This is a genomic window from Bacillus crepusculi (assembly GCF_014764715.1).
Taxonomy (GTDB): domain Bacteria; phylum Bacillota; class Bacilli; order Bacillales; family Bacillaceae; genus Bacillus.
This window is the reverse complement of sequence record NZ_JACXXE010000003.1, coordinates 194,460-221,011: the sequence shown is the minus strand read 5'-3', so window position 1 is coordinate 221,011 and position 26,552 is coordinate 194,460. Positions and strand designations below refer to the sequence as shown.

General features: G+C 43.2%; 28 protein-coding genes, 1 pseudogene, 2 riboswitches and 1 other annotated feature. Of the genes and pseudogenes, 22 read left to right on the top strand and 7 right to left on the bottom strand.

Translation table 11 applies throughout. The features are described 5' to 3' along the window. Positions 1 to 10: 10 nt before the first annotated feature. The 8 genes and pseudogenes from IEE86_RS07945 (at position 11) to IEE86_RS07910 (ending at position 8,718) form a co-directional block, all read left to right on the top strand. A complete protein-coding gene (locus tag IEE86_RS07945) occupies positions 11 to 946 on the top strand; it encodes an ABC transporter permease (RefSeq protein ID WP_191096722.1) in 936 nt (311 codons plus the stop codon). After that, a complete protein-coding gene (locus IEE86_RS07940; protein WP_191096721.1) occupies positions 943 to 1,905 on the top strand; it encodes an ABC transporter permease in 963 nt (320 codons plus the stop codon). Before IEE86_RS07945 ends, IEE86_RS07940 begins: the two co-directional genes overlap by 4 nt. 7 nt (positions 1,906 to 1,912) lie before the next feature. Next, entirely contained in the window at positions 1,913 to 2,926 is a 1,014-nt protein-coding gene (locus tag IEE86_RS07935; protein WP_191096720.1) for an ABC transporter ATP-binding protein, read from the top strand. Next, the gene (locus IEE86_RS07930; RefSeq protein WP_191096719.1) at positions 2,923 to 4,545 is read left to right on the top strand and encodes a peptide ABC transporter substrate-binding protein; all 1,623 of its coding nucleotides are present in this window, start codon (positions 2,923 to 2,925) and stop codon (positions 4,543 to 4,545) included. The genes IEE86_RS07935 and IEE86_RS07930 overlap by 4 nt, the downstream gene beginning before the upstream one ends. A gap of 282 nt (positions 4,546 to 4,827) precedes the next feature. Next, complete coding sequence (locus IEE86_RS07925) at positions 4,828 to 5,769, top strand: S66 peptidase family protein (RefSeq protein ID WP_191096718.1); 942 nt, start codon at positions 4,828 to 4,830, stop codon at positions 5,767 to 5,769. Further along, positions 5,766 to 6,845: a dipeptide epimerase gene (locus IEE86_RS07920; protein ID WP_191096717.1), complete on the top strand. Its 1,080-nt coding sequence runs from the start codon at positions 5,766 to 5,768 to the stop codon at positions 6,843 to 6,845. Before IEE86_RS07925 ends, IEE86_RS07920 begins: the two co-directional genes overlap by 4 nt. Then, positions 6,845 to 7,760: pseudogene (locus tag IEE86_RS07915) on the top strand (C40 family peptidase). The gene IEE86_RS07920 and the pseudogene IEE86_RS07915 overlap by 1 nt, the downstream one beginning before the upstream one ends. Further along, positions 7,750 to 8,718, top strand: a complete 969-nt coding sequence (locus IEE86_RS07910) for an ABC transporter ATP-binding protein (RefSeq protein WP_191096715.1) — start codon at positions 7,750 to 7,752, stop codon at positions 8,716 to 8,718. Before IEE86_RS07915 ends, IEE86_RS07910 begins: the two are co-directional and overlap by 11 nt. A 57-nt stretch (positions 8,719 to 8,775) precedes the next feature. Here IEE86_RS07910 and IEE86_RS07905 read toward each other — a convergent pair whose 3' ends face one another. Further along, on the bottom strand, positions 8,776 to 9,636 hold the full coding sequence (locus tag IEE86_RS07905; protein WP_191096714.1) for a dimethylarginine dimethylaminohydrolase family protein: 861 nt from the start codon (positions 9,634 to 9,636) through the stop codon (positions 8,776 to 8,778). A gap of 179 nt (positions 9,637 to 9,815) precedes the next feature. Between IEE86_RS07905 and IEE86_RS07900 the strand changes: the two genes are divergently transcribed. The 5 genes from IEE86_RS07900 (at position 9,816) to IEE86_RS07880 (ending at position 12,698) form a co-directional block, all read left to right on the top strand. Continuing rightward, the gene (locus tag IEE86_RS07900) at positions 9,816 to 10,337 is read left to right on the top strand and encodes an acyl-CoA thioesterase (protein WP_008346212.1); all 522 of its coding nucleotides are present in this window, start codon (positions 9,816 to 9,818) and stop codon (positions 10,335 to 10,337) included. Positions 10,338 to 10,451: 114 nt separating this feature from the next. Continuing rightward, the gene (locus tag IEE86_RS07895) at positions 10,452 to 10,778 is read left to right on the top strand and encodes a PadR family transcriptional regulator (protein ID WP_191096713.1); all 327 of its coding nucleotides are present in this window, start codon (positions 10,452 to 10,454) and stop codon (positions 10,776 to 10,778) included. A gap of 4 nt (positions 10,779 to 10,782) precedes the next feature. Then, a complete protein-coding gene (locus tag IEE86_RS07890; protein WP_191096712.1) occupies positions 10,783 to 11,535 on the top strand; it encodes an HAAS domain-containing protein in 753 nt (250 codons plus the stop codon). A 110-nt stretch (positions 11,536 to 11,645) separates the two neighbouring features. Next, positions 11,646 to 12,134, top strand: a complete 489-nt coding sequence (locus tag IEE86_RS07885) for a small multi-drug export protein (protein ID WP_191096711.1) — start codon at positions 11,646 to 11,648, stop codon at positions 12,132 to 12,134. A gap of 18 nt (positions 12,135 to 12,152) precedes the next feature. After that, positions 12,153 to 12,698, top strand: a complete 546-nt coding sequence (locus tag IEE86_RS07880) for a GNAT family N-acetyltransferase (protein ID WP_191096710.1) — start codon at positions 12,153 to 12,155, stop codon at positions 12,696 to 12,698. 19 nt (positions 12,699 to 12,717) lie between these two features. On the opposite strand, the gene IEE86_RS07875 is transcribed toward IEE86_RS07880, so the two are convergent. After that, positions 12,718 to 13,761, bottom strand: coding sequence for a bifunctional transcriptional activator/DNA repair enzyme AdaA (locus IEE86_RS07875; protein ID WP_191096709.1), 1,044 nt, complete (start codon positions 13,759 to 13,761; stop codon positions 12,718 to 12,720). 209 nt (positions 13,762 to 13,970) lie between these two features. Next, a riboswitch (guanidine-I (ykkC/yxkD leader) is annotated at positions 13,971 to 14,079 on the top strand. 66 nt (positions 14,080 to 14,145) lie between these two features. On the opposite strand from IEE86_RS07875, the gene IEE86_RS07870 reads away from it, so the two are divergent. Next, complete coding sequence (locus tag IEE86_RS07870; RefSeq protein WP_191096708.1) at positions 14,146 to 14,475, top strand: DMT family transporter; 330 nt, start codon at positions 14,146 to 14,148, stop codon at positions 14,473 to 14,475. Further along, the gene (locus IEE86_RS07865; protein ID WP_318010266.1) at positions 14,472 to 14,786 is read left to right on the top strand and encodes a DMT family transporter; all 315 of its coding nucleotides are present in this window, start codon (positions 14,472 to 14,474) and stop codon (positions 14,784 to 14,786) included. Before IEE86_RS07870 ends, IEE86_RS07865 begins: the two co-directional genes overlap by 4 nt. Positions 14,787 to 14,819: 33 nt before the next feature. On the opposite strand, the gene IEE86_RS07860 is transcribed toward IEE86_RS07865, so the two are convergent. Continuing rightward, complete coding sequence (locus IEE86_RS07860) at positions 14,820 to 15,005, bottom strand: hypothetical protein (protein ID WP_191096707.1); 186 nt, start codon at positions 15,003 to 15,005, stop codon at positions 14,820 to 14,822. A gap of 162 nt (positions 15,006 to 15,167) precedes the next feature. Here IEE86_RS07860 and purU point away from each other — a divergent pair, with 162 nt between their 5' ends. The 6 genes from purU (at position 15,168) to IEE86_RS07830 (ending at position 20,740) form a co-directional block, all read left to right on the top strand. Further along, complete coding sequence (gene purU, locus IEE86_RS07855; protein WP_191096706.1) at positions 15,168 to 16,070, top strand: formyltetrahydrofolate deformylase; 903 nt, start codon at positions 15,168 to 15,170, stop codon at positions 16,068 to 16,070. A 43-nt stretch (positions 16,071 to 16,113) separates the two neighbouring features. Next, positions 16,114 to 16,331, top strand: a binding site (T-box leader). Positions 16,332 to 16,386: 55 nt separating this feature from the next. Next, positions 16,387 to 17,484 (top strand): glutamate 5-kinase, encoded by a 1,098-nt coding sequence (gene proB, locus IEE86_RS07850; protein ID WP_191096705.1) that lies wholly within the window; start codon positions 16,387 to 16,389, stop codon positions 17,482 to 17,484. Positions 17,485 to 17,496: 12 nt separating this feature from the next. Continuing rightward, a complete protein-coding gene (locus IEE86_RS07845; RefSeq protein WP_191096704.1) occupies positions 17,497 to 18,744 on the top strand; it encodes a glutamate-5-semialdehyde dehydrogenase in 1,248 nt (415 codons plus the stop codon). Positions 18,745 to 18,868: 124 nt separating this feature from the next. Beyond that, a complete protein-coding gene (locus IEE86_RS07840; protein WP_191096703.1) occupies positions 18,869 to 20,005 on the top strand; it encodes a response regulator aspartate phosphatase in 1,137 nt (378 codons plus the stop codon). Continuing rightward, the gene (locus IEE86_RS07835; protein WP_224740867.1) at positions 19,959 to 20,129 is read left to right on the top strand and encodes a phosphatase; all 171 of its coding nucleotides are present in this window, start codon (positions 19,959 to 19,961) and stop codon (positions 20,127 to 20,129) included. The genes IEE86_RS07840 and IEE86_RS07835 overlap by 47 nt, the downstream gene beginning before the upstream one ends. Positions 20,130 to 20,311: 182 nt before the next feature. After that, positions 20,312 to 20,740 (top strand): organic hydroperoxide resistance protein, encoded by a 429-nt coding sequence (locus tag IEE86_RS07830; protein ID WP_191096702.1) that lies wholly within the window; start codon positions 20,312 to 20,314, stop codon positions 20,738 to 20,740. Between the two features lie 32 nt (positions 20,741 to 20,772). Here the strand turns inward: IEE86_RS07830 and IEE86_RS07825 are convergent, their stop codons facing one another. Continuing rightward, positions 20,773 to 21,219 (bottom strand): MarR family winged helix-turn-helix transcriptional regulator, encoded by a 447-nt coding sequence (locus tag IEE86_RS07825; RefSeq protein ID WP_191096701.1) that lies wholly within the window; start codon positions 21,217 to 21,219, stop codon positions 20,773 to 20,775. A gap of 161 nt (positions 21,220 to 21,380) precedes the next feature. Here IEE86_RS07825 and ohrB point away from each other — a divergent pair, with 161 nt between their 5' ends. Next, positions 21,381 to 21,797 carry an organic hydroperoxide resistance protein OhrB gene (ohrB, locus tag IEE86_RS07820; protein WP_191096700.1) on the top strand — a complete coding sequence of 139 codons (417 nt, stop codon included), beginning with the start codon at positions 21,381 to 21,383 and terminating at the stop codon, positions 21,795 to 21,797. 75 nt (positions 21,798 to 21,872) lie between these two features. On the opposite strand, the gene guaD is transcribed toward ohrB, so the two are convergent. The 3 genes from guaD to IEE86_RS07805 all read right to left on the bottom strand — a co-directional run bounded on the left by guaD (position 21,873) and on the right by IEE86_RS07805 (position 26,188). Then, positions 21,873 to 22,343, bottom strand: coding sequence for a guanine deaminase (guaD, locus tag IEE86_RS07815; RefSeq protein ID WP_191096699.1), 471 nt, complete (start codon positions 22,341 to 22,343; stop codon positions 21,873 to 21,875). Between the two features lie 138 nt (positions 22,344 to 22,481). Further along, positions 22,482 to 24,770, bottom strand: coding sequence for a 5-methyltetrahydropteroyltriglutamate--homocysteine S-methyltransferase (gene metE, locus IEE86_RS07810; protein ID WP_191096698.1), 2,289 nt, complete (start codon positions 24,768 to 24,770; stop codon positions 22,482 to 22,484). Between the two features lie 154 nt (positions 24,771 to 24,924). Next, positions 24,925 to 25,116, bottom strand: a riboswitch (cobalamin riboswitch). Positions 25,117 to 25,228: 112 nt separating this feature from the next. Continuing rightward, positions 25,229 to 26,188 carry a S8 family peptidase gene (locus IEE86_RS07805; RefSeq protein ID WP_191096697.1) on the bottom strand — a complete coding sequence of 320 codons (960 nt, stop codon included), beginning with the start codon at positions 26,186 to 26,188 and terminating at the stop codon, positions 25,229 to 25,231. Positions 26,189 to 26,552: the final 364 nt, after the last annotated feature.

The window sequence follows — 26,552 nt, the reverse complement described above, 5'->3', positions numbered from 1 at the left end:
GAGACAGCAGATGGCCAGCTTTTTGCTCAGGCGTTTTATGGCGATGATTGCCACGATCTTCATCATTACGACTTTAACGTTTATTTTGATGAAGGTCATTCCAGGATCGCCCTTCAATGAAGAACGAAATACAAACGAAACTGTCCAGCGAAACCTCGAAAGCTACTATCACTTAGACGAACCACTCTATGTTCAATATGTCATCTATTTAAAATCCATCGTTACCTTTGATTTTGGTCCTTCCATTAAAAAGCCTTCTGAAAGCGTCAATGATCTATTGGCGAGAGGCTTCCCAGTCTCATTAGAACTTGGTCTTATCTCAATTTTGATTGCTGTCATCTCTGGCATCCTGCTAGGGGTCATGGCTGCCCTCCGGCATAATGGTTTGATTGATTATATCGCCATGACCATTGCTGTTTTCGGAATATCCATTCCAAACTTTATCTTTGCTACCTTATTAATTCAGCAGCTTGCTGTGAATTTGAAGCTCTTTCCTACTGCGATGTGGACAAGTCCGATGCATATGGTGCTACCTACAATCGCTCTTGCTGTCAGCCCAATGGCCATTATTGCCAGGTTAACGAGATCAAGCATGATAGAAGTGCTCACGCAGGACTATATTCGCACGGCCAAAGCGAAAGGACTTTCTCCTTTTAAGATTGTATTTAAACATGCACTTCGGAATGCGCTTTTACCCGTTGTGACCATTCTAGGGACACTTGTCGCAAGTATTTTAACAGGAAGTTTTGTCATTGAAAAAATATTTGCCATCCCTGGAATGGGAAAATACTTTGTCGAGAGTATTAACAATCGTGATTATCCTGTGATCATGGGGACCACTGTTTTTTACAGCATTATTTTAATCACGCTTCTTTTCATTGTAGATGTGGCATATCGTCTCCTTGATCCAAGGATTCAGCTGCATCAGAAAGGAGGAAAGGCATGACTGTACACCTTCAGCACGATCAGCCGAAACGAAATCATGAAGTGCCAGATGAATGGTTTTCACCTAGAGAGCAAAAGAAGACTGAAGCCCATGCCATGAAAAGACCCTCTCTTTCGTATTGGGCAGATACATGGAGACGGCTAAAGCAAAATAAGCTTGCGATGTTTAGTCTATCTGTGCTGATTTTCCTTTTCTTGATGGCTGTATTAGGTCCAATCCTTGCGCCAAATAGTGTGACAGAGCAGCGTCTTTCAATGCAAAATCTGCCTCCATCGGCTGCTCACTGGTTCGGAACGGACGAGCTTGGACGAGATGTGTTCACGCGTACATGGTACGGAGCGCGCATTTCGTTATTTGTGGGTGTGATGGCAGCCCTGATTGATTTTGCCATTGGTGTGATTTATGGCGGTATTGCTGGGTATAAGGGCGGGAAATATGACCATGTCATGATGCGAATTGTCGAGGTGCTCTACGGTCTTCCTTATTTACTCGTCGTCATTTTATTGATGGTCCTCATGGGGCCTGGGCTTGTCACCATTATTGTAGCGCTCACCGTCACAGGGTGGATTGGAATGGCGAGAATCGTGAGAGGTCAGGTTCTTCAGCTGAAAAGCCAGGAATATGTCCTTGCTTCGAAAACCTTTGGTGCAAAAAGTCTGCGTATCATCCGCCGGAACCTGCTGCCGAATACGATGGGACCGATTATCGTCCAGATGACTTTGACTGTGCCGACTGCGATATTTGCTGAAGCGTTCTTGAGCTTTCTCGGTTTAGGAATCCAGGCGCCGTTTGCAAGCTGGGGCGTGATGGCCAATGATGCTTTGCCGACTGTGCTGTCAGACAATGGTCACTGGTGGCGTTTATTCTTCCCAGCATTTTTTATTTCACTGACGATGTTTTGCTTTAACAATTTAGGTGATGGCTTGCAAGATGCGCTTGATCCAAAGATGAAGAGGTGATGGCGCTGTGAAAAAAATTCTTCAAATGATCGATCTGCATGTCAGCTTTCGGACATATGGCGGCTCGGTTCAAGCAGTACGCGGGGTGAATGTAGATGTGTATGAAAATGAAACCCTTGCCATTGTTGGAGAATCAGGCTGCGGAAAAAGTGTGACGTCACAAAGCATCATGCAGCTTCTCCCGGCATACAGTGCTCATGTCGATCAGGGAGAAATATGGTTTCAAGACCGCAACTTACTGTCATTATCTGAAAAAGAAATGCGCGCCATCCGAGGTGTCGATATCTCGATGATCTTCCAAGATCCGATGACCGCATTGAACCCAACCTTGACAATAGGGGATCAGCTGATGGAGGCGGCGAAGGAGCATCAAAAGCTGACGAAAAAAGAGGTGAAAGAAGCTGCCATTCGGATGCTTAATTTGGTCGGCATTCCGCAGCCGAAGGAGAGACTCAAGCAATATCCACATCAATTCAGCGGTGGTATGAGGCAGCGGCTCATGATTGCAATGGCACTCATTTGCGAGCCAAAGTTGCTGATCGCAGATGAACCGACGACCGCCCTAGATGTCACCATACAGGCGCAAATTTTAGAGCTGTTTAAAGAGATTCAAAGGAAAACAGGTGTCACCATTATCTTAATCACACACGATTTAGGGGTCGTAGCTCAAGTCGCAGATCGAGTGGCGGTCATGTACGGAGGGAAAATGGTTGAGACCGGGACGAGGCGAGATATCTTTTACAGCCCGCAGCATCCGTACACAAAAGGACTGCTACAATCCGTTCCAAGACTTGATATGAAAGATGAACTTATTCCAATTGAAGGGAGCCCGCCTGATTTATTTGCTCCACCGAAAGGATGTCCGTATACAGATCGCTGCCCAGCCGCCATGAAAGTGTGTGATCATCTCATGCCGCACGAAACGCAGCGCTCACCTACCCATACAGTGCATTGCTGGCTCCAGGATGAGCGAGCGAATCAAACGATATTATCTGCAACACAAAGGGGGAGTTTTTCATGAGAAAAACAGGTTGGATCGTCAGCATATGTTTATTAACGATCATGCTGCTTGCAGGATGTACAGCCAATGAGCAAGCAGGTAAAGGATCATCAAGCAATAAGGATGAAGAGAAAGTGTTAACCTTAAATAACGAAAACGAACCGACGTCTTTTGATCCGCCCATTGGCTTTAATAATGTATCGTGGCAAGGGCTGAATAATTTAATGGAGGGATTAACGAGACTGAATGAAAAGCACGAACCATCTCCTGCTATGGCGGAGAAATGGGAGATTTCCAAGGATGGGAAAACGTACACATTCCATTTGCGAGATGGCATCAAATGGTCGAACGGTGATCCAGTCAAAGCGAGTGACTTTGAATACGCTTGGAAGCGGCTACTCGATCCGAAAACAGGTTCGTCTGCATCGTTTTTAGCTTACATGATTGAAGGCGGAGAGGCGTTTAACAGCGGAAAAGGTAAGAAAGAAGACGTGAAAGTGACCGCTGTAAATGACAAAACGCTTGAAGTTCAACTGGCGTATCCGCAGAAATCTTTTTTAAATATGACCGCAAATCCTGCCTTTTTTCCTGTGAATGAGAAGGTAGCCGAGAAGGACCCAAACTGGGCAAAGGATGCGAAAACCTTTGTTGGAAATGGGCCGTTTAAGCTAACAGAGTGGAAGCATGATGAGAGCTTCACGATGGAAAAAAGTGAAACGTATTGGGACAAAAAAACGGTCAAGCTAGATCAAGTGAAATGGCTGATGATCAGTGATCGAAATACGGATTATCAAATGTATCAATCAGGAGATTTAGACACTGCCTTTGTCCCAGCAGAGCAAAGTGAAAATCTGCTGAAAAATAAAGATGTACAAATTGAGGATCAGGCCGGACTGTTTTTTTATCGTCTGAATGTAAACATGGAACCTTTTCAAAATAAGAACATTCGCAAAGCCTTTCAAATGGCGATTAACCCGCAAGATATCGTGGATTATGTGACGAAAAATGAAGAGAAGCCAGCTCGTGCCTTCGTCTCGCCGGGGATTCTAGATTCAAAGGGAGAGGACTTCAGAGAAGCTGGCGGTGATCTTGTGAAAAATGATACGAGTGAAGCGGCGAAGCTGTTAGAAAAAGGACTGAAGGAAGAGAACTATTCGAAGCTGCCGCCCGTCACATTAACATATAGTACAAAGCCTGAGAACAAGAAAAAGGCGGAAGCCATTCAGCAGCAATTAAAAGAAGCGCTAGGAGTAGACGTGAAGCTTGCGAACATGGAAGCGAATGTGTTTGCAGAGGATCAAAAGGCACTGAAGTTCCAATTCTCGCAAAGTTCATTTTTAGCAGACTATGCAGATCCGATCAATTTCCTAGAGAGCTTCCAAACAGGGAATGCCATGAACCGTACAGGGTGGTCAAACGACACCTATGATCAGCTGATCAAAAAGGCGAGCCAGGAAGCAGATGAACAAAAGAGAAACAGCATCCTTCATGATGCGGAAGCACTTCTCATTGAAGAAGCACCAATCATTCCCATTCATTTTTATAACCAAGTACATCTTCAAAAAGAAGGCGTGAAAGGCATTGTCCGTCATCCTGTTGGGTATATCGATTTGAAATGGGCGCAAGTAGCTAGAGAGTAATTGAAGTAAATGAGGAACACGGACGCTTTGAATAAAAGCATCTCAGATTGTTGACAAAGGGCTAAAATGGTGTTTATTTTAGCTCTTTGTCTTCTTTCAGCGTGATAGAAAACCTTTGAAGTCTAGGAAGGGTGAGCACCGGCACGCAGACCTGCGGGCGAATGCGAGGGTTTGTCAACACACTGGGACGCTTTGAATAAAAGCGTCAGTTCCTTTATTCGTTCATGTTATGAAGAAGATGCCCATAGATTGAAAGAAATGAAGAGAAAGAGGGGATATGGCATGAACCAGCGGCCAGCGGCACTTCAAACAGGGGATACGGTGGGAATTATTGCACCAGCAAGCCCGCCTGATGAATTGAAATTAGCGAAAGGGATTGCCTTTTTAGAAAGCCTTGGGCTGAGGGTGAAAAAAGGGAAGTATCTGGGCTGCCGGTATGGGTATTTAGCAGGTCGTGATCATGAAAGAGTGGAAGATCTCCATGGCATGTTTCAAGATCCAGAAGTGAAGGCGGTGATTTGTGCTTGCGGAGGATACGGGACTGGAAGACTTGCAGAAGCCATTGACTATGACCTCATTCGCCGGAATCCAAAAATCTTTTGGGGCTATAGTGATATTACGTTTTTACATACGGCGATCCAGCAGCAGACGGGTCTTGTGACCTTTCATGGTCCAATGCTTTCCTCTGATGTGGGAAGTGAGGAGGTCCATCCGTATACGAAGGATACCTTTTTGCAGCTGTTCACACCGAAGACCTTTACGTATGGGCATCATCTGTCACCTCTTCAAACCTTCTATCATGGCACTGCCTCAGGCGAAATGACAGGAGGGAACCTTGCTCTGATCGTCACTACACTTGGTACACCGTTTGAAATCGATACGAAGGGGAAGCTTTTGTTCATTGAAGATATTGACGAAGAGCCCTATAAAATCGATCGAATGATGCAGCACCTTACATCTGCTGGAAAATTGGATGATGCGGCTGGATTCATCATAGGGGATTTCCATCAATGTGAGCCAAAAAAGAAAGAGCAGTCCCTCACGCTGGAAGAGCTATGGGAGACCTATATCGTGCCGCAAAAGAAACCTGCACTTGGCGGCTTTCGGATCGGTCATTCATCCCCGAACTTTGCCATTCCAATCGGCGTGCAGGCTACACTAGATGCGACAGGAAAAAAACTGCACATTTCCCCAGGTGTCACAGCGAAAGAGGCGATCAAATGAAAATTGTGGATGTTCGTACATGCAGAACGAGTGTACCGCTAAAAAAACCGTTCAAAACTGCTTTAAGAACGGTGTATGACGCAGCTTCTCTGATTGTCATCATGACATATGATCAAGGTGACGTCAGCTACGGGGAGGCAGTTCCCACAGCGGTGATTACAGGTGAAACGCTGGAAAGCATCGACTATGCCATTTGTGAAGTGATAAGACCGATTTTGCTCGGGGCTTCCTTGGCGGAATATGAACACATCTTTTCAGCTATGGACCGCGTGCTCGCTTGCAACACAAGCGCAAAGGCTGCGATTGATATGGCGATTTTCGATGGTTTAGCGAAGCAGGCGGGGCTACCGCTATATCAATACCTTGGCGGATATCGCAATCAGCTTGAAACCGATTATACGGTCAGTGTAAACCGGCCGCTCGAGATGGCAGAAGATGCGAAGCAATACGTAGCTGAAGGCTTTCAAACCTTAAAGATAAAAGTAGGGAAAGATGACATAGACACTGATATTCAGCGTATGAAACGGATTCGAGAAAAAGTTGGACCTGATATTCAGATCAGGCTCGACGCGAACCAGGGCTGGACGTGGAAGGAAGCGATTGTGGCCATTCGAAAAATGGAGGAGCTGAATATTGAACTAGTCGAGCAACCAGTGCCGAAAGAAGACATCGAAGGTCTGCGCAGGGTGACAGAAGCCACAGATACATTGATTATGGCAGATGAAAGTATTTTCGGGTTCCATGATGCGATCAAGGTGCTAGAAACGAGAAGCTGTGATCTGATCAACTTAAAATTAATGAAATCAGGCGGTATAAAGGAGGCACTGAAAATCAATGGTTTAGCAGAAGCGTACGGCGTAAAGTGCATGGTTGGCAGTATGATTGAGTCAAAACTTGGTATTACAGCAGCGGCTCATCTCGCCGCAAGCCAGCCGAACATCACCCGCTATGACTTTGATGCCCCGCTTATGCTAAAAGAGGACTTAATAGACGGAGGAATCGTTTACAGGGGAAAAGATCTATTCTTTCCGCCGCATCATGGGTTAGGCATTCAAGGGGTGAAAGGAGTCTCGTGATGATTTATGAATCAAAGGTTCCAGTCGCTAACGTATGGACAGCGCCGCAGTCGCCAAGAGACATTGATCGAAAGGTACTTCAGGATGCCATTAATATCAAAGAGTGGATTGACCAGCAAACGTATGAAGAAAAATTGGCTTTATGTGAGGAAAATCTAATTCAATCGCAAGTGCTACTCGGCGAGAGAGTCATTGGATTAGAAGAGACAGACGGCTGGATGAAAGTCGTCATTCCCCAGCAGGCCAGCCGGAAACATCCGCAAGGCTATCCTGGTTATATGCCTGCTAAGCAATTAAAACAAGTAACAGAGGGAAGTGCGCCAGCTGCATCTCTTGTCGTTTGTCAGAAAAAAGCCGTATTATATCAAAATGGACAAGCGGATATGGAGATTAGCTTTTTAACAGAGCTGGCAGCTACCAAAGAAACAAGAGATCAATTTCATGTTATGACCCCAGTCGGAATAAGAGAAATCAACAAAGAGGATGTGCGTCCGGTTTCGCAAGCTTCCTCTATGACCGGCAAGGATGTGGTAGACAGGGGAAAACAATTTATTGGCCTTTCGTATTTATGGGGGGGCGTGAGCAGCTTTGGTTATGATTGTTCTGGCTTTGCTTACAGCATGTACAAAGCATGCGGATATCTTTTGCCAAGAGATGCAAGTGATCAAGCAGTTCAAGGAACCCCAGTCACAAGCCATTTAGAACCAGGCGACTTACTGTTTTTTGCAAACGAAAACGGCAAGGGAGCTGTCCGCCATGTTGGGATATATGCGGGGGATGGCCTCATGCTTCACTCGCCTAAAACAGGCAGACAAATTGAGCTTCTTTCCCTTTCTGGTACTTCATATGAAAAGGAATGGGCAGGTGCAAGGCGGTATTTGCCAAGCGAAAGGGGGAATGTGTGATGGCAGTTGAACCACTTTTACAAGTCAACAACCTCAAAAAACATTTTCAACTATCCAAAGGAAAAACCTTAAAAGCACTAGACGGCGTCTCATTTCAGCTGAAACAAGGTGAAACCTTTGGTCTCGTTGGCGAGTCTGGCTGCGGGAAATCCACACTTGGGAAAGTGCTCATGCGGCTTTACGACCCGACAGATGGTGAAGCCTTGTATGAAGGGAAAAATCTCCATCATCTGTCTCAAAAAGAGTCATTTGATTTCAATAGACAAATCCAAATGGTGTTTCAAGATCCGTATTCATCTTTAAATCCAAGGCTGTCAGTAAAAGATATTATGCTGGAGCCAATGGAAATCCATCATCTTTATGGCAGTCAAAAGAAAAGAATTGCCCGCGTGAAAGAACTGCTTGAAGCGGTAGGACTAAGCTATGATTTCGCCACCCGTTACCCGCACGAATTTAGCGGAGGGCAGAGGCAGAGAATCGGTATTGCAAGGGCACTCGCCTTATCGCCAAAGTTTATTGTGGCAGATGAACCGATTTCTGCACTCGATGTGTCCGTTCAAGCGCAGGTCGTGAATTTACTGAAAAAGCTGCAAAAAGAGGAAGGATTAACGTTTCTATTCATTGCCCATGATTTGTCGATGGTGAAATATATTAGTGATCGAATCGGTGTCATGTATTTAGGACATCTCGTGGAAATGACCAGTAGTGAGGCTTTATATAAGACGCCGCTGCATCCGTATACACAGGCTTTGCTATCTGCGATCCCCATCCCAGATCCTGACGTGGAGGACAAGCGCAAAAGGTTTATTTTAAAAGGAGAAATTCCAAGTCCAGTGAACCCGCCAAGCGGCTGTGTATTTAGAACAAGATGTCCTGCTGCAATGGACGTGTGTGCTGAAAAAAAGCCAACATTACAAACAGCGGAAGAAGGACATGAAGTTGCCTGTCATTTATACGATAGGAAATAAAGACATGCATCAAAAGCCACCAAGGAGAACAGCTCGTCTACTTGCTGGCTTTTGCATTTACGAACGCCGAATAGGCAATGTGCAGCATCTAAAAGAGCCGCCAGATTTAATGATTTCTGAAAAATCGACTTCAATGACGGTGTACCCGTGAGCGGTTAGTGCAGCGTTTGTTTCTTGATTGATGGGCAAGCTGATCACTTTTTTCTGCCCAATAGATAAAACATTTGATCCAAGTGTGAATTGCTCTTGTTCACTTATCTCAATCAGGTCATAATGCTTTTTGAGCAGTTGAAGATCCTTTTTGGAGAAGGCTTCAGGGTAAATCAATAACTCATCCTGAGAAAGAATGTTCATCACACAATCGAGATGCAAAATGTGAGGAGGAAGAGGAATGGAAATGATGTCGTAATCCGGCAGTTCCTTTTTTAGCTGATGGATGGCGGCTGGGTTTGTTCTTTTGCTCATGCCAACAAACACACGGTTCTGATCCACAAGCACATCGCCGCCTTCAATCGTTCCAGCTGGCAGGGTGACGGCTGTCCATCCTTTTGCCTGAGCCCACTCTTTTAGGCATTGCTCTTCCCCCTGCCGAACCGGAGCGGCCATGTTTGACACAAATAATGTATGTCCAATCGTAAATCCAATATCCCGAGTAAAGACTTGTTCAGGAAAGCGGTCATTTGCAGGTAGCAGGATGGACCGTACTTGATGTTCTTTTAGTGTTTGGATCAATTGCTTATGCTGAGCCACTGCTTTGATTTGAGAAATATTTTCTCTAGCAAAATGCTTTTGGGTTTCGTTGATGATTTGTTTAATTTCCATATAAATAGGGCTGCATAAGAGGACTTCTTTTAAATCATCATATTCACTCATACATTGCGGCATTTTGTACACTTTCTCTGATTTCATAGAATCCATCAAAGGGCCTCCTTGTTTGTAGATAGTTCTATTATTCCTCCTTCTAGTCAAGGTTGAAACATTTCCGAAAGAAAATCTCTCACATGAGACTAAAGCAAAAAGTTTAGACAAACCTAAAAGAATAGTGTTTAATAAAAGTCGTTCCGCTTCAACGAAAACAGCAAGAAGGAGCTATGATGATGAGTGAAGAAAATTTCAAATACTGCAAGGAATCGAAAGTTGTCAAAACCAGCAGGGTATTCCCTCTCGATACGAATAACCACCAAACCTTATTTGGCGGGAAATTAATGAGTTATATAGATGACATTGCTTCGATCTCGGCAGCAAGACACAGCCGCAGTGAAACGGTCACAGCTTCCATGGATTCAGTTGATTTCTTAGAGCCGATTGGACAAAAGGAATCAGTATGCTTAGAGTCCTATGTGACTTGGGTTGGCACGTCTTCAATGGAGGTATTCGTCAAAGTCATTAAAGAAAACTTGATGTCTGGAGAGCGCAGACTCGCAGCCACTTCATTTCTTACCTTTGTCTCGCTTGATGAAAACGGAAAGCCGAAACGAGTCCCGCAGGTCATGCCGGAAACAGAGGAAGAAATCATGCTGCACCAAACAGCAAAGCAGCGGGCAGAGGAAAGAAAAAGCCGCCGAAAACATAGCAAGGCGCTGGCTGACGCACTTGGGACAGATAAACCATGGGCGTAAAAATCACCCTTTAAGTGGTGATTTTTTTATAAGATGGTATCTTGCATGGCAAGATAGTGTGTGGTAAGATGAAGCTATCTTGTGATGCAAGGTACTGAAATCGGAGGAACAATGATGACAACATCCACACAAATGCTAAAAGGAATTTTAGAAGGCTGCCTGCTGTCAATTATTTCTGAGGGTGAGATTTATGGGTATGAAATGACGAAGAAGCTCGCGCATTATGGGTTTGATCAAATTAGTGAAGGAAGTATTTATCCCATTCTGCTGCGTATGCAAAAAGAACAGCTGGTGAGCACGTCCGCAAAAGCATCAGCAAGCGGACCAAAAAGGAAATACTATACGCTCACGCAAGCGGGAGAACAAGCGCTAACAGATTTCATTGAACGCTGGTATGAGCTGTCAGGAAATGTAGAGCGCTTATTACAAAAAGGGAAGTGAGAAGATGGTATCAAAAGAAACAAGACACATCTTATTAGAGCTACAACTCTATCTTATATCAAAAGGGAAAAATCAGGACGAAATTGACGAGCTGATGGATGAACTGACGACACACGCGGTCGAGGCTGAAAAAGATGGCAAAACAGGGGAGGATGTGTTCGGCAAAGATCCGCGGAGCTTTGCTGATGAACTGGCAAAAGAGCTTTCTAGAAATGATAAAGACTGGGTTCCGTTTGTCAGTGCTTTTTTAATTGGATCGCTCTTTTACATGATTTTAGCAGACGCCATCAGTCAAAATTTATCGTATTCTTGGTATGCACTCATTGGTTATCCGCTGATTATAGTGGCCAATGTGATCATGACCATTGTGATGTTTAGAGCTTCTGCCTTTCAAACAAGCAGGCGGGCATTTTTTTACTTTTGGATATTAGGTATTTTTCAGATGACCGTCATGATCACAGTGAAATTGTTGGACCAAAAACTCGGCACACCCTTACTTGTGCTTACCTCGAGTCAAAGATGGGGCGTCATTCTTCTGATCCTGCTGTGTATTGTCTTACTGAATGCCATATTAAAGGCGAATATGGTGTCGCTCATTCCGATAATCTTCTTCGGACCGCAGCTTCTATTCGAATGGATTGGGTGGACATCGCCTACTATGCTTCTTTTCATAAGTCTGCTATCCATTGTCATTTTAGTCTTGCTCACGATTGTTTTTTTAAGGAAAACAGACAAGAAAAATAAACATTCAATGTAAACTGAGCACATCCTCTTCGATGTGCTTTTCTTTTTCTAAATAAATGTAGAAATGGTATCGTGTTTTTCTTTACAATGGGAAGAGGACAAAAATGAAAAGGGGTTCTGTTTTTGGATATCATATGGGGGTATGTACTCGTTTTTGTATTGGCTGCTTTACCTTTCTTTGAAGTGGTTGGTGTCGTTCCGCTGGCGATTTTAAGTGGTCTGCATCCTGTGACAACGGCTGTTATTGGTTTTGTCGGCAACTTTCTTACAGTCTTGCTTCTCATTGTTTTCGTCGACCGATTTAAAGCGTGGTGGTTGAAGAGGAAAGAGGAGAAACCTGATGAAAAAGGAGAGAAAAAACAGCTGAAAGCCAGAAAGATTTGGGAACGGTATGGTCTCCCTGGTCTGGCACTTGTCGGTCCTTTTATCATTGGCAGTCATTTAGCTGCTTTTATGTGTATGAGCTTCGGTACGAAAAGAAAGCAAGTCGCTGTGTGGATGACGGTCAGTTTAATCATATGGACAGCACTCGCAGCAAGTTTAACCGGTGCAGGCTTCCAGTACTTTGCCCCAGATTCAAATGGATTGTTCGGAGATATTTTTAGCAAGTAAGCAGGGGGAGGATAACAAATGACACATCAAACACGGATCGTGCTTGAAACAGAGCGCCTAAGACTTAGAACAATGGATGAACACGATGCGCCTTTTTTATATGAAAAGCTGTTCCAAGATGAAGAGGTCATGAAATATTATCCTTCACTAAAGGATGAAAAGCAGACGAAAGAGTGGATTGTCTGGAATCAAAAGAATGACCGCACGTACCATACATCTCTGTGGATCATTGAAGAGAAAGAAACGAATGAACCACTTGGACAAAGTGGAATTGTTCTGCAAAACATCGAAGGGCAAACAGAGCTTGAAATTGGCTATATGCTAAAGAAAGCGGCATGGGGAAAGGGCTATGCTGCTGAGGCCGCAAAAGGCTGTCTTACCTATGGATTTGAAGAAATGAAGGTCAGACGGATGGTAAGCTTAATTCGTCCTGAGAATGAAGCGTCAGTGAAGGTCGCTGTAAAAATGGGCATGAAAAAAGAAAAAACCATTTCAAAATGGGAGCAAATCATTGATGTATACAGCATCACCCGTAACGGAGAAAACGGCTCGCTTACCGAATAAGCTAGAGCCGTTTTTTCTTTTATCCACGCTGTTCTAACTGGAGCAAATATTTCTTCCGTTCAATTCCTCCGCCGTAGCCTCCGAGCTCACCGCTTGTTTGAATAACGCGGTGACAGGGAATAATAATCGCCAATTGATTGGCACCATTTGCATTGCCAACCGCCCGAACCAAGTGCGGATCACCAAGCATTGTGGCTAGATCTCGATAGGATCTCGTTTCGCCTGCTGGAATGCGTAAGAGCAGGTCCCATACCTTCATTTGAAATGGGGTGCCATGTAAGGAAAGCGGCACAGTAAACTGCGTGAGCTTTTTTTCAAAATATAAGGATAATTCCTCTGCTAATTGCTGATGAACGTTTGTTTCCCCAACTAAAATACGGGCATGATGCTTCTTTCTCATGGTCTCGATTTCTTTTTCAATTCCCCGCCTGTCCATGAATTCCAGTAAATACACATGTGTGGCATCTGTCACGCTGATCATCCGTCCGATCGGTGTGGAAATAAAGTTGGCATGGAGAATGTTGACCTGCGCCTTTTTAGGGGGATTCCCCATGATTTTCGTAAATGCATCATTGAAGGCACTTGAAGATTCATAGCCAAGGGAGACTTGTTGATCAATGACTTTTTTTCCGTTCAGGATTTCTTTAAAGGCAAGTCCCATTCGGCGTGATCTCGCATATTGAACAAAGGTCATCCCGTAAATGTCTTTAAATTTTCTTCTTGCCGTTGCAGAGTGAATCCCTAACTGGCGAAAATCCTCTTCCTTCCAGCGTTTCTCAGGATTTTTTTCAACTGCTGAAACGAGTGTTTTGACTTCTTCGGGAATGCTGTTAGGGTATGTTAATGGAGTGCAGCGTTTGCACGGACGATAACCTGCTAGCAGTGCTTCTTCGGCTGTAAAGAAAAACTCACAATTTTCATATTTTGGTTTTCTTGCGGTACATGTGGCATGGCAGAAGATGCCGGTTGTTTTAATGCCAGCAAAGAATGTGCCGTCATATTGCGGGTTTTTTTCAACAAGTGCTTGATAGAATTCATGTTTTTGATCGTCGGTCATCATCATTTGATCCACCTCTTGGTTTTCTCTTGTTTTATTATATCAGCGATGTGGTCGTTCCTCTTTCTAACATTTAGTATACTTCGCTTTCATCCACTTTCTTTCGAAAAATGAACAAGTATATTTAAGGGGAAAAGCAAAGTGGTAGACCGGCATATCAGGGTGTGATACACTTTTTTATACAGAATCTGCTCTACGTTAGATCTGCTTATAATGAATTGGTTTTCTAGGGTTCCGTGCGTTGACGCAGTCTGGACCGAGAGAAAACACATAGGGTCTTTAGAAGAGACCGTATGGACACGGAGGGATAAAAGCCCGGGAGATTTGATCAAACGATCGATTTCCAGGCTTTTTTTGTTGCTTGTAATCGGTCAGAAAGGAAGAGATCGGATGAAATGGGGAAATGTATTCATTGCGGCCATCTTTGAAGTCGGCTGGGTGATGGGACTGAAATATGCCCACTCCCTGCTGGAATGGAGCGCAACCATTGTTTGTATTATCGTAAGCTTTTATTTACTCATGAAGGCAACGAGTGTGCTGCCAGTTGGTACACTTTATGCCGTCTTTACCGGGCTTGGAACAGCAGGTACCGTCATCTTAGGCATGGTACTTGGTGAGCCGGTTCAGCTAGTTAAATTACTGCTGATTGTGATGCTTTTGTGCGGTGTATTAGGACTGAAGCTGACAACAGGTGAAAAGAAAGGGGAGGCTGAATCGTGAGCTGGCTTTTACTCATTGGGGCAGGCATCTTAGAAATGCTTTGTGTCACCATGATGAATCAATTCCAGAAAGATCGACATGTCAAATGGATTTTATTCATTGCAGCTGGATTTTCGCTATCCTTTCTGATGCTGTCTCTTGCGATGAATACAATTCCGATGGGAACGGCGTATGCCATTTGGACTGGTATTGGGGCGGCCGGAGGAGCCATGGCCGGTATGCTGTTTTACGGTGAGTCAAAAGACGCGAAACGCATTTTCTTTATCGCACTGATTTTATCTGCGGCAGTAGGGTTAAAAATCATTGAATAAGAAAAGGCTGGCACCTGTTTGCCAGCCTTTTTGTCACATCGAATGATGATTGGAATCGTTTTCATTTTTGCGGTAAAGCTGACTCACAAGCAGAAAACATACACCAAACGTGAGCAAAGGAATGAGTCTTTCTCCGGTCATAAAAAGATAAATGCCCGCAATCAAACATATGATGCCGAGCCAAAAGCTCACTTTACCAAATAAAGTCATGCCTTGCATCTCCATCACTCCTTTTGGGATAAAAGGTCTATTCACATTATATCACGCCAGGTGCAGAATTGAATGAATATTCAATAAAAAATCAGGCTCTTCATTGCTTTTTCTCTTTCCAGTCCAGTATAATATTTCATTAGAATGAAAACGTAAATGAGGTCATGATACATGAGAACATTGATTACAGAGAAACTTGAATTACACAGACAAAAGCACGAGCAAAAAGGCAGGCTTTTAGTTAGCTGTCCGGATCAGCCTGGTATTGTGTCAGCTGTTTCTACTTTTTTATTTGAGCATGGAGCAAATATCATTGAATCCAGTCAATACACAACAGATCATGAAAGTGGACGGTTCTTTTTAAGAATTGAATTTGATTGGAAAGAGATCTCGGGAAATATGGATCAGCTAAAAAGCAGCTTTGAGCCAATCGCTGAATCATTTCAAATGGCATGGAGCATGTCGCGTGCTAGTGAGCTGAAAAAGCTAGCAATTTTTGTGTCAAAAGAACTACACTGCTTACATGAGCTTCTGTGGGAATGGCAGAGCGGAAATCTAATGGCTGAAATAGCGGTTGTCATCAGCAATCATGAAACGGCAAAGGATACAGTCGAAGCACTTGGGATCCCGTTCCATCATGTGAAGGCGAATAAAGACATTCGCAAAGAAGCCGAAAAACAGCAGCTCGCATTACTAAAGGAGTACGACATTGATGCGGTTGTACTTGCTAGATACATGCAAATTTTGACGCCAGCCTTTATTGAACAGCACCCGAACAAAATCATCAATATTCATCATTCCTTCCTACCGGCATTTATAGGGGCTAACCCATACAAGCGTGCATATGAGCGAGGGGTTAAACTGATTGGTGCGACTTCTCATTATGTGACAAATGATTTAGACGAAGGACCGATCATTGAACAGGATATTGAGCGTGTAGATCACCGGGATGATGCGGAGGCATTAAAAAATATTGGCCGCACGATTGAGCGAAGTGTGCTGGCACGTGCCGTCAAATGGCATCTAGAAGATCGAATCATTGTGCATGAGAATAAAACGATTGTCTTTAATTGACCCCTTGACTTTTCTGAAGCAATTGGTGATAATATAAAAAAATTAACGAGCGTTGAAAAGGAATAGTAAGCAGGAACTGGTGCGTAAAGAGAGCAAATGACATGCTGAAACATTTGCCGCAGACAGCTGCTGAACCTACCCTTTGAGCCTTAGAGGAAAAATCTAAGCGCATGCCTGGCGTTACAGGAGTTGAGTGGAATAAGCGTTTGCATGCTTATTCAATGAAGGTGGTACCACGGAAAATCCCTTTTCGTCCTTTACATAAGGAGAAAAAGGGATTTTTTTGTGCCTAAAGGTATAGCGGAGGGAATCAGTGATGAAAAAGCAAAGGATCGTCATAAAAATTGGCAGCAGTTCATTAACAGAGCAAAAGGGAGCCATTGATGAACAAAAAATGCGGGATCATGTGAGAGCCATTGCAAAGCTCAAAGAAGCAGGGCATGAAATCATTTTGATATCGTCAGGAGCTGTTGCAGCAGGCTTTGGCAGCTTAGGGTATCCATCAAGACCTGTGACCTTAAAAGGAAAACAGGCGGCTGCCGCCGTTGGTCAGAGCTTGTTAATGCAGAAATATACAGAACTATTTTCACAGTTTCATATAACACCTGCGCAAATGCTTTTGACACGTAATGATTTTTCAGATCGTACAAGATATCGAAATGCTTATGCAACGATGATGGAGCTGCTGGAAAGAAAAATTTTACCGATCATTAATGAAAATGATTCAGTTTCGATCGAGGAGCTTACCTTTGGGGATAATGACATGCTGTCAGCTCTTGTCAGTGGATTAATCCATGCAGATCAATTGATCATCTTAACGGATATTAACGGAATTTATAATGCAAATCCAAATGAGGATCCCGAGGCGAAGCGGTTTGATGTACTGACACACATTTCGGAAGAATTGTTTTCATATGCAAAGAGCACTGGTTCAAAGGTGGGAACAGGCGGAATGAAATCAAAGCTGTCTGCTGCACAAACGGCACTTTCACTTGGCGTCAAAGTCTTTATTGGCACGGGTACAGGGGAAGAGAAACTGCTTCACATTCTCGCAGGTCAAGGTGATGGAACATATATCGGTGAACAAGACTTGTCAGCTGTCAACAACCGTCGTCAATGGATTCAATTCCACTCACCCGTGTCCGGGAAGATTATGATTGATGCAGGAGCAGAAGCCGCGATTTTGCATAACGGCAGAAGCCTTCTTCCGGCGGGTGTCATTGATGTCGCTGGTGACTTTTCTAAAGGAGAGGTCGTTGAAGTCGTCGGTCCGAACGGATTAGTGGGTAAGGGACAAACATTGTACGCATCCGATGAGCTTCTTGGCATTAAAGGGATGCGAAGTGATGAGCTTTCACATGAGAAACCTGAGGTCATACACCGAGATCACTGGGTACAGCATGTACAAAACTGAGGAGGGAATACGATGAATGAAGTTCTTGAAAAAGCCAAAAAGGCCAGTGCAGCCAAAGATCAGCTACTATTAAAAACGACGGAACAAAAGAATGCTGCTTTACACGCCATTGCAAAAGCTCTAAAAGCATCTTCAGCTTTTTTAATGGAAGAGAACCAAAAGGATGTTCAGGCAGCTGAGGAAAAGCAGTTCACCCCATCTGTCATCGACCGAATCACACTCACGGAAGAGAGAATTGAAGCAATTGCAGATGCAACGCTTCAACTGATTGAGCTCAAAGACCCAATTGGTGAAACGTTAGAAACCATTCAAAAAGAAAACGGTCTTTTGATTGAAAAAGTGCGGGTGCCGCTCGGAACGGTTGGGATGATATATGAAGCAAGACCGAACGTAACAGTAGATGCTGCTACCCTTTGTTTGAAAACTGGAAATGCTGTCATTCTAAGAGGAAGCTCATCGGCTATTCATAGTAATAAAGCGATTGTGAAGGTGATCCATGAGGCGCTACAGACAACGGATATTCCAGTAGACAGTGTGCAATTGATTGAGGATACAGGCCGAGAAACGGCTAAAACGCTGTTCACCTTAAATGATTACCTAGATGTCCTCATTCCGCGCGGCGGAAAAAATTTAATTGATCTAGTAGTAAGAGAGTCGACCGTGCCGGTGCTTGAGACAGGTGCAGGGAACTGTCATATCTACATTGATGAAACGGCAAAAAACGAAATGGCTGAACAAATTGTGCTGAATGCCAAAACCCAAAGACCATCTGTTTGTAATGCCATCGAGAGCATTGTCATTCATGAAACATGGGCAAAGGCACATGGCGCTTCATTATTTGATGCCCTTCATGCAAATGGGGTAGAGATACGAGGAGACGAAGCCGTATGCGCGCTTACTCCGAACGCAACACCTGCGACAACAGCTGACTTTGAAACGGAATTCTTAGCACCCATTGTCAGTATCAAAATCGTAGAGAACATAGAGGAAGCGATTCAGCATATTCAAACATATAGCTCTAAGCACTCTGAAGCGATCATTACGGAAAATGATCAGCATGCGGCATTATTCTTAACAGCCGTTGACGCTGCGGCTGTTTATCATAATGCCTCTACTCGATTCACAGATGGCTTTGAATTTGGCTATGGCGCAGAAATAGGCATTAGTACACAAAAACTGCACGCAAGAGGACCGATGGGTTTGCCAGCCTTAACCTCTGAAAAATTTGTCATTCGTGGTCAAGGACAAATAAGAGAATAACGATATCAACAGAGAGTCTCGTCAAAGCAGGCTCTCTTTTTCCTTTCATTTTTGTATTTCTCAGGTCAAGTATGATAAAATATGGTAATGTTTTATATTTTGAGAAGATTGGAGAAGGCAACGTATGGCGAAAATCATTCCCTCTTCGGATATTGGAGTGAAAATCAATAAGTGGTATGAATTAATCCGCAGATTTGATTCAGAACAAGCAGAACAGTTAAAGCAGGAAATTCGCACCTCTCTTGATTCAATGGAAGAAGATCAGAATTTGCTTCTCTATTTTTCTTTAATGGAATTTAGGCATGAGGTCATGCTCGATTATTTAAAGCCATTAAAGGAAGGAAAGCTTCGCGCCAACTTTTCCGAGCTTTCGAAAGAAATAGATGAGCATCAAACGCATGTCACAGGCATGCTTGAATACTACTATCATTTCTTTAGAGGTATGTATGAATTCGGCCGGAGGCAGTACATTGCTGCCATATCGTCATATCAAAAGGCAGAGCATAAGCTTTCTTTTGTATCAGATGATATTGAACGTGCGGAATATCATTTTAAAATGTCAGAAATATATTATCACATGAAACAAACCCATATCTCGATGCACCATGCCAAGCTAGCGCTGGATGTCTATGTTCAGCACGAACTGTATGCGCTTCGCACCATTCAGTGTGAATTTATTGTGGCTGGTAATTATGATGATATGAGAAGGCATGAAAAGGCACTACCACATCTCGAAAGAGCACTTGCGAGATCAAGAGAATTTCAGAATGTGCGTTTTATTGGTTCCTCTTTGTTTAATATGGGCAACAGCTATTACAGAATGGGAGATTTGAACCGCGCACTCGACTTAATGAAAGAATCCATCTCGTTATTTGATCAGCATCAATCCGATCATCTTCGTCGATCTATAGACCCTCTTTATACAGCCGCTCAAATATTATACAAACAAGGTAAACACGAAGAAGCATTATACTACAGAGAAGAATGTATGAAACGAGCAGAATCTCTTCAGGATGACATTCATATTCAAAAGACAAAATTTCTAGAAGCATTGTACTTGAGACAAGATGCCGAGCATATTAAACGAATTTTCCACTTTTTAGAGTCTGCCTATGCATATCCAGATATAGAGGAGCTAGCATTAGACACCGCAAAGTATTATAATGAAATGGAGGATTATGAAAAATCTTCCATGTTCTACGAGGAAGCGGAACATGCTCGAATCTATATTCAGAGAGGGGATTGTTTATATGAATTTTAAAAAATGGGCAGTCGTCTGTACAAGCATCACCATCCTGGCATTGTGGCTGGCAGCAGCAAATGCCGACCCGGATAACAGAAACCATACGCTAGAACAACCGAATCCGCAGCATGACACCATCTAAAAGCCCTGTTTAAAGGGCTTTTTTTGATGGTTGCCTGCCTTAAATTGAACCCGTGTAACATGTTCATAAAAATGAGGCATGTAGGAAAGCTTAATAAGAGTGTTTTTTCATTGACTCTTAGAATTAGATTGTGTACAATTAAATTGTAGAAAACATTAATGGAGAGAAAGAGGGTTATATTGATGTCAGACGTTTTATTTACTGCAACGGTATCAGCTGTAGGCGGAAGAGAAGGAAAGGTAGTTTCAACAGATGGAGTACTAGAGCATGATGTGGCAATGCCTGGAACACCAAGAGCGAAAAAACTTGAAAAAGCAACAAATCCAGAGCAATTATTCGCAGCAGGCTACTCTGCATGTTTTGATTCAGCCCTTCAAATGGTAGCAAGACAAGAGCGTATCCGTTTTGAAAGTGAAGTAACGGCACATGTGAGCTTAATCAAAGACAGTTCAGATGGTGGCTTTAAACTAGGCGTGAAATTAGAAGTAAAAGGAACTGGAATCGAGCAATCGGCATTAGACGAACTGGTTCATAAAGCACACGGCGTATGCCCATATTCAAAAGCAACTCAAGGAAACATTGAAGTAGAGCTAGTAGCTGTCGCACAATAATGGACAACATAAAAGGCTGAGGGGATATTCCCTCAGCCTTTTGGTTGTGTTAATTTTTTCAAAAGCTCATGTAAAGAGGCGCGCAATATTTTAAGTTCCTCTTCGGATCTGCCTGTCCCAGACAGCATGCGAAAGGGAATCGCAGTGGCCTTCTCTTTTAGCTGTTTTCCATATTCCGTTAACCGAATTTGCACAGACCGCTCATCCTCTTTCGAACGCTCTCGGATGATCAGTCCGTTTTGCTCCATCCGCTTGAGCATAGGTGTGAGTGTGCCGGAGTCTAAATACAGAAGCTCACCCATTGTTTTCACATTTAACGTCCCATGCTCCCACAATAAAAGAAGTGCCAGATATTGCGGGTAGGTGATGTTTAACTCTTCTAATAACGGTTTATACTGCTTCGTCATCTCTCTAGAACTTGCATATAACAGGAAACAAAGCTGATTTTCTAGCTTCATATGTTCGAATTCATTTGTCATGTCAGTCACCAACTATTTTTTGTCATACTTATCATTGTATAAGATTTTCTCCCTTTTTAACATAAATACAGACGAAAAATGAAAAATTCTTCAATGTGCCATAAATGTTTGAGCAATGAATAGAACGTGAAAGGTATAAGTAGAAGAAGGAGGAGATCAAGATGAAACCATTATTCACTGCAAAAGTAAAAGCACAGCATGGAAGAGCAGGACATGTTCGTTCTGATGATGGTGTGCTTGACCACAACATTGTGATGCCAAACGCAAAGAAAGATGGAGAAACTGGTACGAATCCTGAGCAATTATTTGCAGCGGGCTATGCAGCCTGCTTCGGAGGGGCACTTGAACAAGTCGCCAAGAAGCAGGGGGTAGACATTGAATCAGAGGTAGAGGGACATGTTAGTCTATTAAAAGATGAAAGCGATGGGGGCTTTAAGCTTGGTGTGAAACTGATTGTGTCCGCGAAAGGACTTGACCATGACAAAGCGAAAGAGCTTGTTGAGGCTGCGCATGAATTCTGTCCATATTCAAAAGCAACAAGAGGAAATATCGAAGTGGAGCTTGAAGTGGCTGAGTAATGAAAAGAAAAAAAGGGCTAACATTTAGCCCTTTGACAATCATCTGCAACACCTGCTGTCAAGCAGGTGTCTTTTTTAATATTCTTTCTTTTTGTCGTATGCTTCCCACGCTTCAAAGGGCGCAAGGGTTTTTTGTAGAGACAGCTGGTAAAATGGAATGTTCCTTGATTCGTATTCTTTGTTGATTTCTTCATAAATAAATGAATCATCAAAACCAGAAGTTGCGGCATCTTGGTGTCCAGCTGCAAAATAAACTGCCTTTGGTCTAGCCCAGTAGATAGCGCCGAGGCACATCGGGCAAGGCTCACAGCTTGTATATAAAATACATTCTTCTAATTGGTATGTATGTAGAGCCTGGCACGCCTTTCGAATGGCTGTGACTTCTGCATGTGCAGTTGGATCATTATTCGTTGTGACATTGTTGCTTCCCTCTGCAATAATCTGACCATCCTTGACAATGACTGCTCCAAAAGGACCGCCAGTACCACTATTGACTCCTTCTACAGCAAGATCAATTGCGCGTTGTAAAAAAGCTTCGTGATTCATTGTCTTCCTCCCTTTGTTCGACTGACTTCTCTAGTATAAACGAATCATGCTAGAAAAGGAATCATCCTCGTAGATGATCGAACAGGACAATATGCACATAAAAAACCCCTGCCATGTTCAGCAGGGGAGAGAAATCAATTATGCATGCTGCGCTAGCTTTTTACGAGCCACTTCAGCAGCTGTCACCATGTTTTTCAAGGCAGCAATGGTTTCAGGCTCTTGTCTTGTTTTTAGACCACAGTCAGGGTTGACCCAGAAGCGGTCTACCGGACATACGTTCAGTGCATCATCAATGATTTTGCTCATTTCTTCAACAGATGGAACGCGCGGGCTATGGATATCATATACTCCAAGTCCAAGTCCTTTTAGGTATGGATGTTTTTCTAAATAATCAAGGAATCCGCCATGACTGCGTGAGTGCTCAATCGTGATCACATCGGCATCGAGGTCTTCGATGGTATCGACAATATCCTCGAAGTTACTGTAACACATATGTGTATGAATTTGCGTTTCATTTTGAACAGAAGATGTTGATAAACGGAAGGACTCGGCTGCCCAGTTTAAATATTCTGCCCAATCACTTTCTTTGAGCGGAAGACCTTCTCTTAGCGCAGGCTCATCCACTTGAATAACCTCAATACCTGCTGCCTCTAACGCTTCTACCTCTTTACGTAATGCGAAAGCGATCTGGAAGGCAATGTCTTTCCGGGAGATATCTGTTCTTGGGAAAGACCAGTTTAAGATCGTAACAGGTCCTGTCAGCATTCCTTTGACCTTTTTCTTAGTTAGACTTTGTGCGTAAACCGTCTCCTTCACTGTCATTGGCTCTGTAAATTCTACATCTCCATAAATGATTGGCGGCTTCACGCAGCGCGATCCATAGGATTGTACCCAAGCAAATTTCGTAAAGGCAAATCCGGCTAGCTTTTCACCAAAGTATTCGACCATGTCTGTACGTTCAAATTCTCCATGGACAAGAACATCTAGACCAATCTCTTCCTGAATATCAATCCATCTTTTTGTTTCTTTCTTAATAAATTCATCATATTCTGCATCTGTCCACTCGTTTTTACGCCACTTTTGACGAGCGCTGCGTACTTCAGCTGACTGCGGGAAGCTACCGATCGTTGTCGTTGGAAGAAGCGGCAGTTCAAGAGATTCGTTTTGGATACGAAGGCGTTCTTCAAAAGCAACTGGACGTTTAAAATCTTTCGATGAAAGATTGTTGCGTTCTGCTGTTAAATCCGCATTTGTTCCTTTCGCGAATTCCTTTAAGGTAAGAAGCGCTTGTCCTGCCTCATGAATGTCTGCATCAATGGCAGCTGCGCCCTTTGTTAACCCTTCTTTTAATAGCGTTAATTCAGCTAGCTTTTCAGTAGCATAAGAAAGTCCGTTTAATAGTTTTTCTTCAAGCTGTTCGCTTGGGTGTTTCGCAACTGGCACATGAAGTAAGCTGCTTGATGGCTGTAGCCACACTTCTTTCGGCTGAACATCGGCAATCACTTCAGAAATAAATGTTAATCTTTCGCCAAGGTCTGATCTCCAAATATTTCTGCCATCAATAACGCCTGCTGCTAAAATTTTATCTTTCGGGAAGCCATGCTTTTTCACTTGTGCAAGATTGCGTCCTTGATCATGGACAAAATCAAGGCCAATGGCTTCAACAGGGTAAGAGATAAGCTCTTCATAGGCATCCACTGAATCAAAGTATGTTTGAAGAAGAATATTTAAGGCAGGTACGGCTTCTTTGATTGTTTGATAGATTTCTTTTACTGCTTTTACGTCTTCACTTGAAGCGGTGACAAGTGCAGGCTCATCAATTTGAACCCATTTGACGCCGGCTTCTTGAAGCTCTTTTAAAACTTGAATATAAAGCGGCACTAGACGCTGCTCGATCTCCTTCACTTCATTTGCTTCATAGCCTTTAGAAAGTGAGACAAATGTATAAAGACCAAGAACGACAGGTTTTGTTTCAACGCCAAACGCCTTTTTTACCTTTTCGTAAGCTTCAAGCGGTTTGTTGTGTGTGAGTTTGAATTCGGTGCTTTTTTCGTATTCTGGAACGATGTAGTGATAGTTTGTATTAAACCATTTTGTCATTTCACTTGAGACAGCATCTTTTGTTCCTCTTGCCATCGCAAAGTATGTATCTAGCGGGTCTTTCAAGCTGCGGAAGCGTTCTGGAATCCAATTGAACATAACAGCAGTATCCAGTACGTGATCATAGAAGGTGAAGTCACCAGAAGGAACCAGATCAATTTGCTGGTCAATTTGTGTTTTAATGGCGGTTAAAAATTGTTCATCCAGTGTGCTTAAAAGGGTTTCACGGTCCGTTTGCCCCTTCCAATAAGACTCAAGTGCCTTTTTCCATTCTCTGTTTAAACCAATTCGCGGAAAACCTAGATTACTTGTTTTAACAATTGTCAATTCCAATTCCTCCTCTAATAAATATAAAAAGACATCTACACTCACGATCAAGATTGATGAGGGCAAATGTCTGGTTTAAAAGACAAAATGTGTGTGCGAAATAAGGCGTGAGCATAACTAACGCTTTTCCGACATCTCCTATCAACCGTAGGGGGTTTGATGTGATAGAGCGGCTGGTATCCTGGCTGGTGAATCTTCAAGCTTTTCATCCTTCCCATCCTTATGACAGTGGATCATAAAGAAAAGCTCTCCTCACTCACAGTGGCGGGACCGCGCCGGATTTTCACCGGTCTTCCCAATTAAAATTCGACATATCATCGAATTACCGACTCTCAAACTATGAATTTATTGTGTTCGATTATATAACGTTCACTTCATTTCGTCAAAGTAAATTTTGAATAATTTTAATTAAAAAAATCCTGAGAAAATTCTATCTATTCTCAGGACTTCTATTTTAGCTATAGAGATAAAAGATCCGCTTCCAATGTCTTTTCTAACAGGACATCAGGCGCAGTTAAATATAAAAATCCATTTCCTACAAGGGTTTTCGATTGTTTCAGCGGAAGAGTTCTTCTCACAAGCTGAGCATAGACCTCAGGCTCTGTCAGCTTGCGCTGGAACGCTTCTTCCTCGGCATTTTTAATAATGGCCAGTGCACCGCTCACGTGAGGGGCAGCCATTGAAGTACCTGTCAGTCTGCCGTATTTATGGTTAGGGAGAGTGGATAAAATGTCTTCTCCTGGGGCGACGAGGTCGATTTCTTTATTGGCATTGGAAAATTCAGAGGATTCTCTTGCAAGGGAGACAGAGCCGACGGCAATGACCTCATTGTATGCAGCTGGATAGGAGAACTCTTCCGTACGCTCGTCCCCGTCACCTTCATTTCCTGCTGCGCAAACAACAAGTACACCGCTTTTTACCGCATGTTGAATAGCTTCCTGTAGGGCTGGCTCATTGCTTGGACCACCGAGAGACATGGAGATAATATCAACTTTCTGTTCAGTAGCATAGTTGATGCCATTAATGATCCATTCGTATTTCCCGCTACCATTTTCACCGCCGAGAACCTTCACAATAAGCAGCTTAGCTTCAGGGGCAACCCCTAGAATGCCGCCATTTTGATCTGTTGCTGCAATCGTTCCTGCTACATGGGTACCATGCCCGTTGTAGTCTTTCACATTATCCGCATCTCCGTTATCATCATCGGTAAAGTTCTTGCCGCCGATAATCTGATCTTTTAAGTCGGGATGCTCCGTGTCGCAACCTGTATCAAGGACAGCAACGGTTATGCCTTTTCCTTTGAAGCCACTTGACCAAAGTTCGGGTGCTTTAATCTCCTGAATACTTTCCGGCGTCTCTTTCGCTTCCATCACATTGGCTTTTACTTCATACGGAATTAAGCGAATTTCACCTTTCATAAGAAAGCCCTCCTTATTTTGTTTTCAAAGTAGATTCAGGCTGCGTAATGTTATTGTATAAAAGAAACTTTTGTTCGGAAAGGGTCAATTGTAATAATTTTTCAAATAATCAATCTATTATCGAAAGTGCAGTTCTCCTCACTTATTGACGAAGGAGCTCACTTTTTGAGGAAAACTCTTGATATCATATGAAAAAGAAGGAAATGCTGCATAGTGAGCTTGCACCTGTATAGATAAAAATGGGTTGAAAGAACTAAAAAGGGCAGACTGAAAAAACAGCAAAATCAAATGATAGATGAGAGATGAAGAGAAGAAGTCATGTGCAAAATATTTTTGTTCGAAAATAAATGTCTCTTTCATAAAA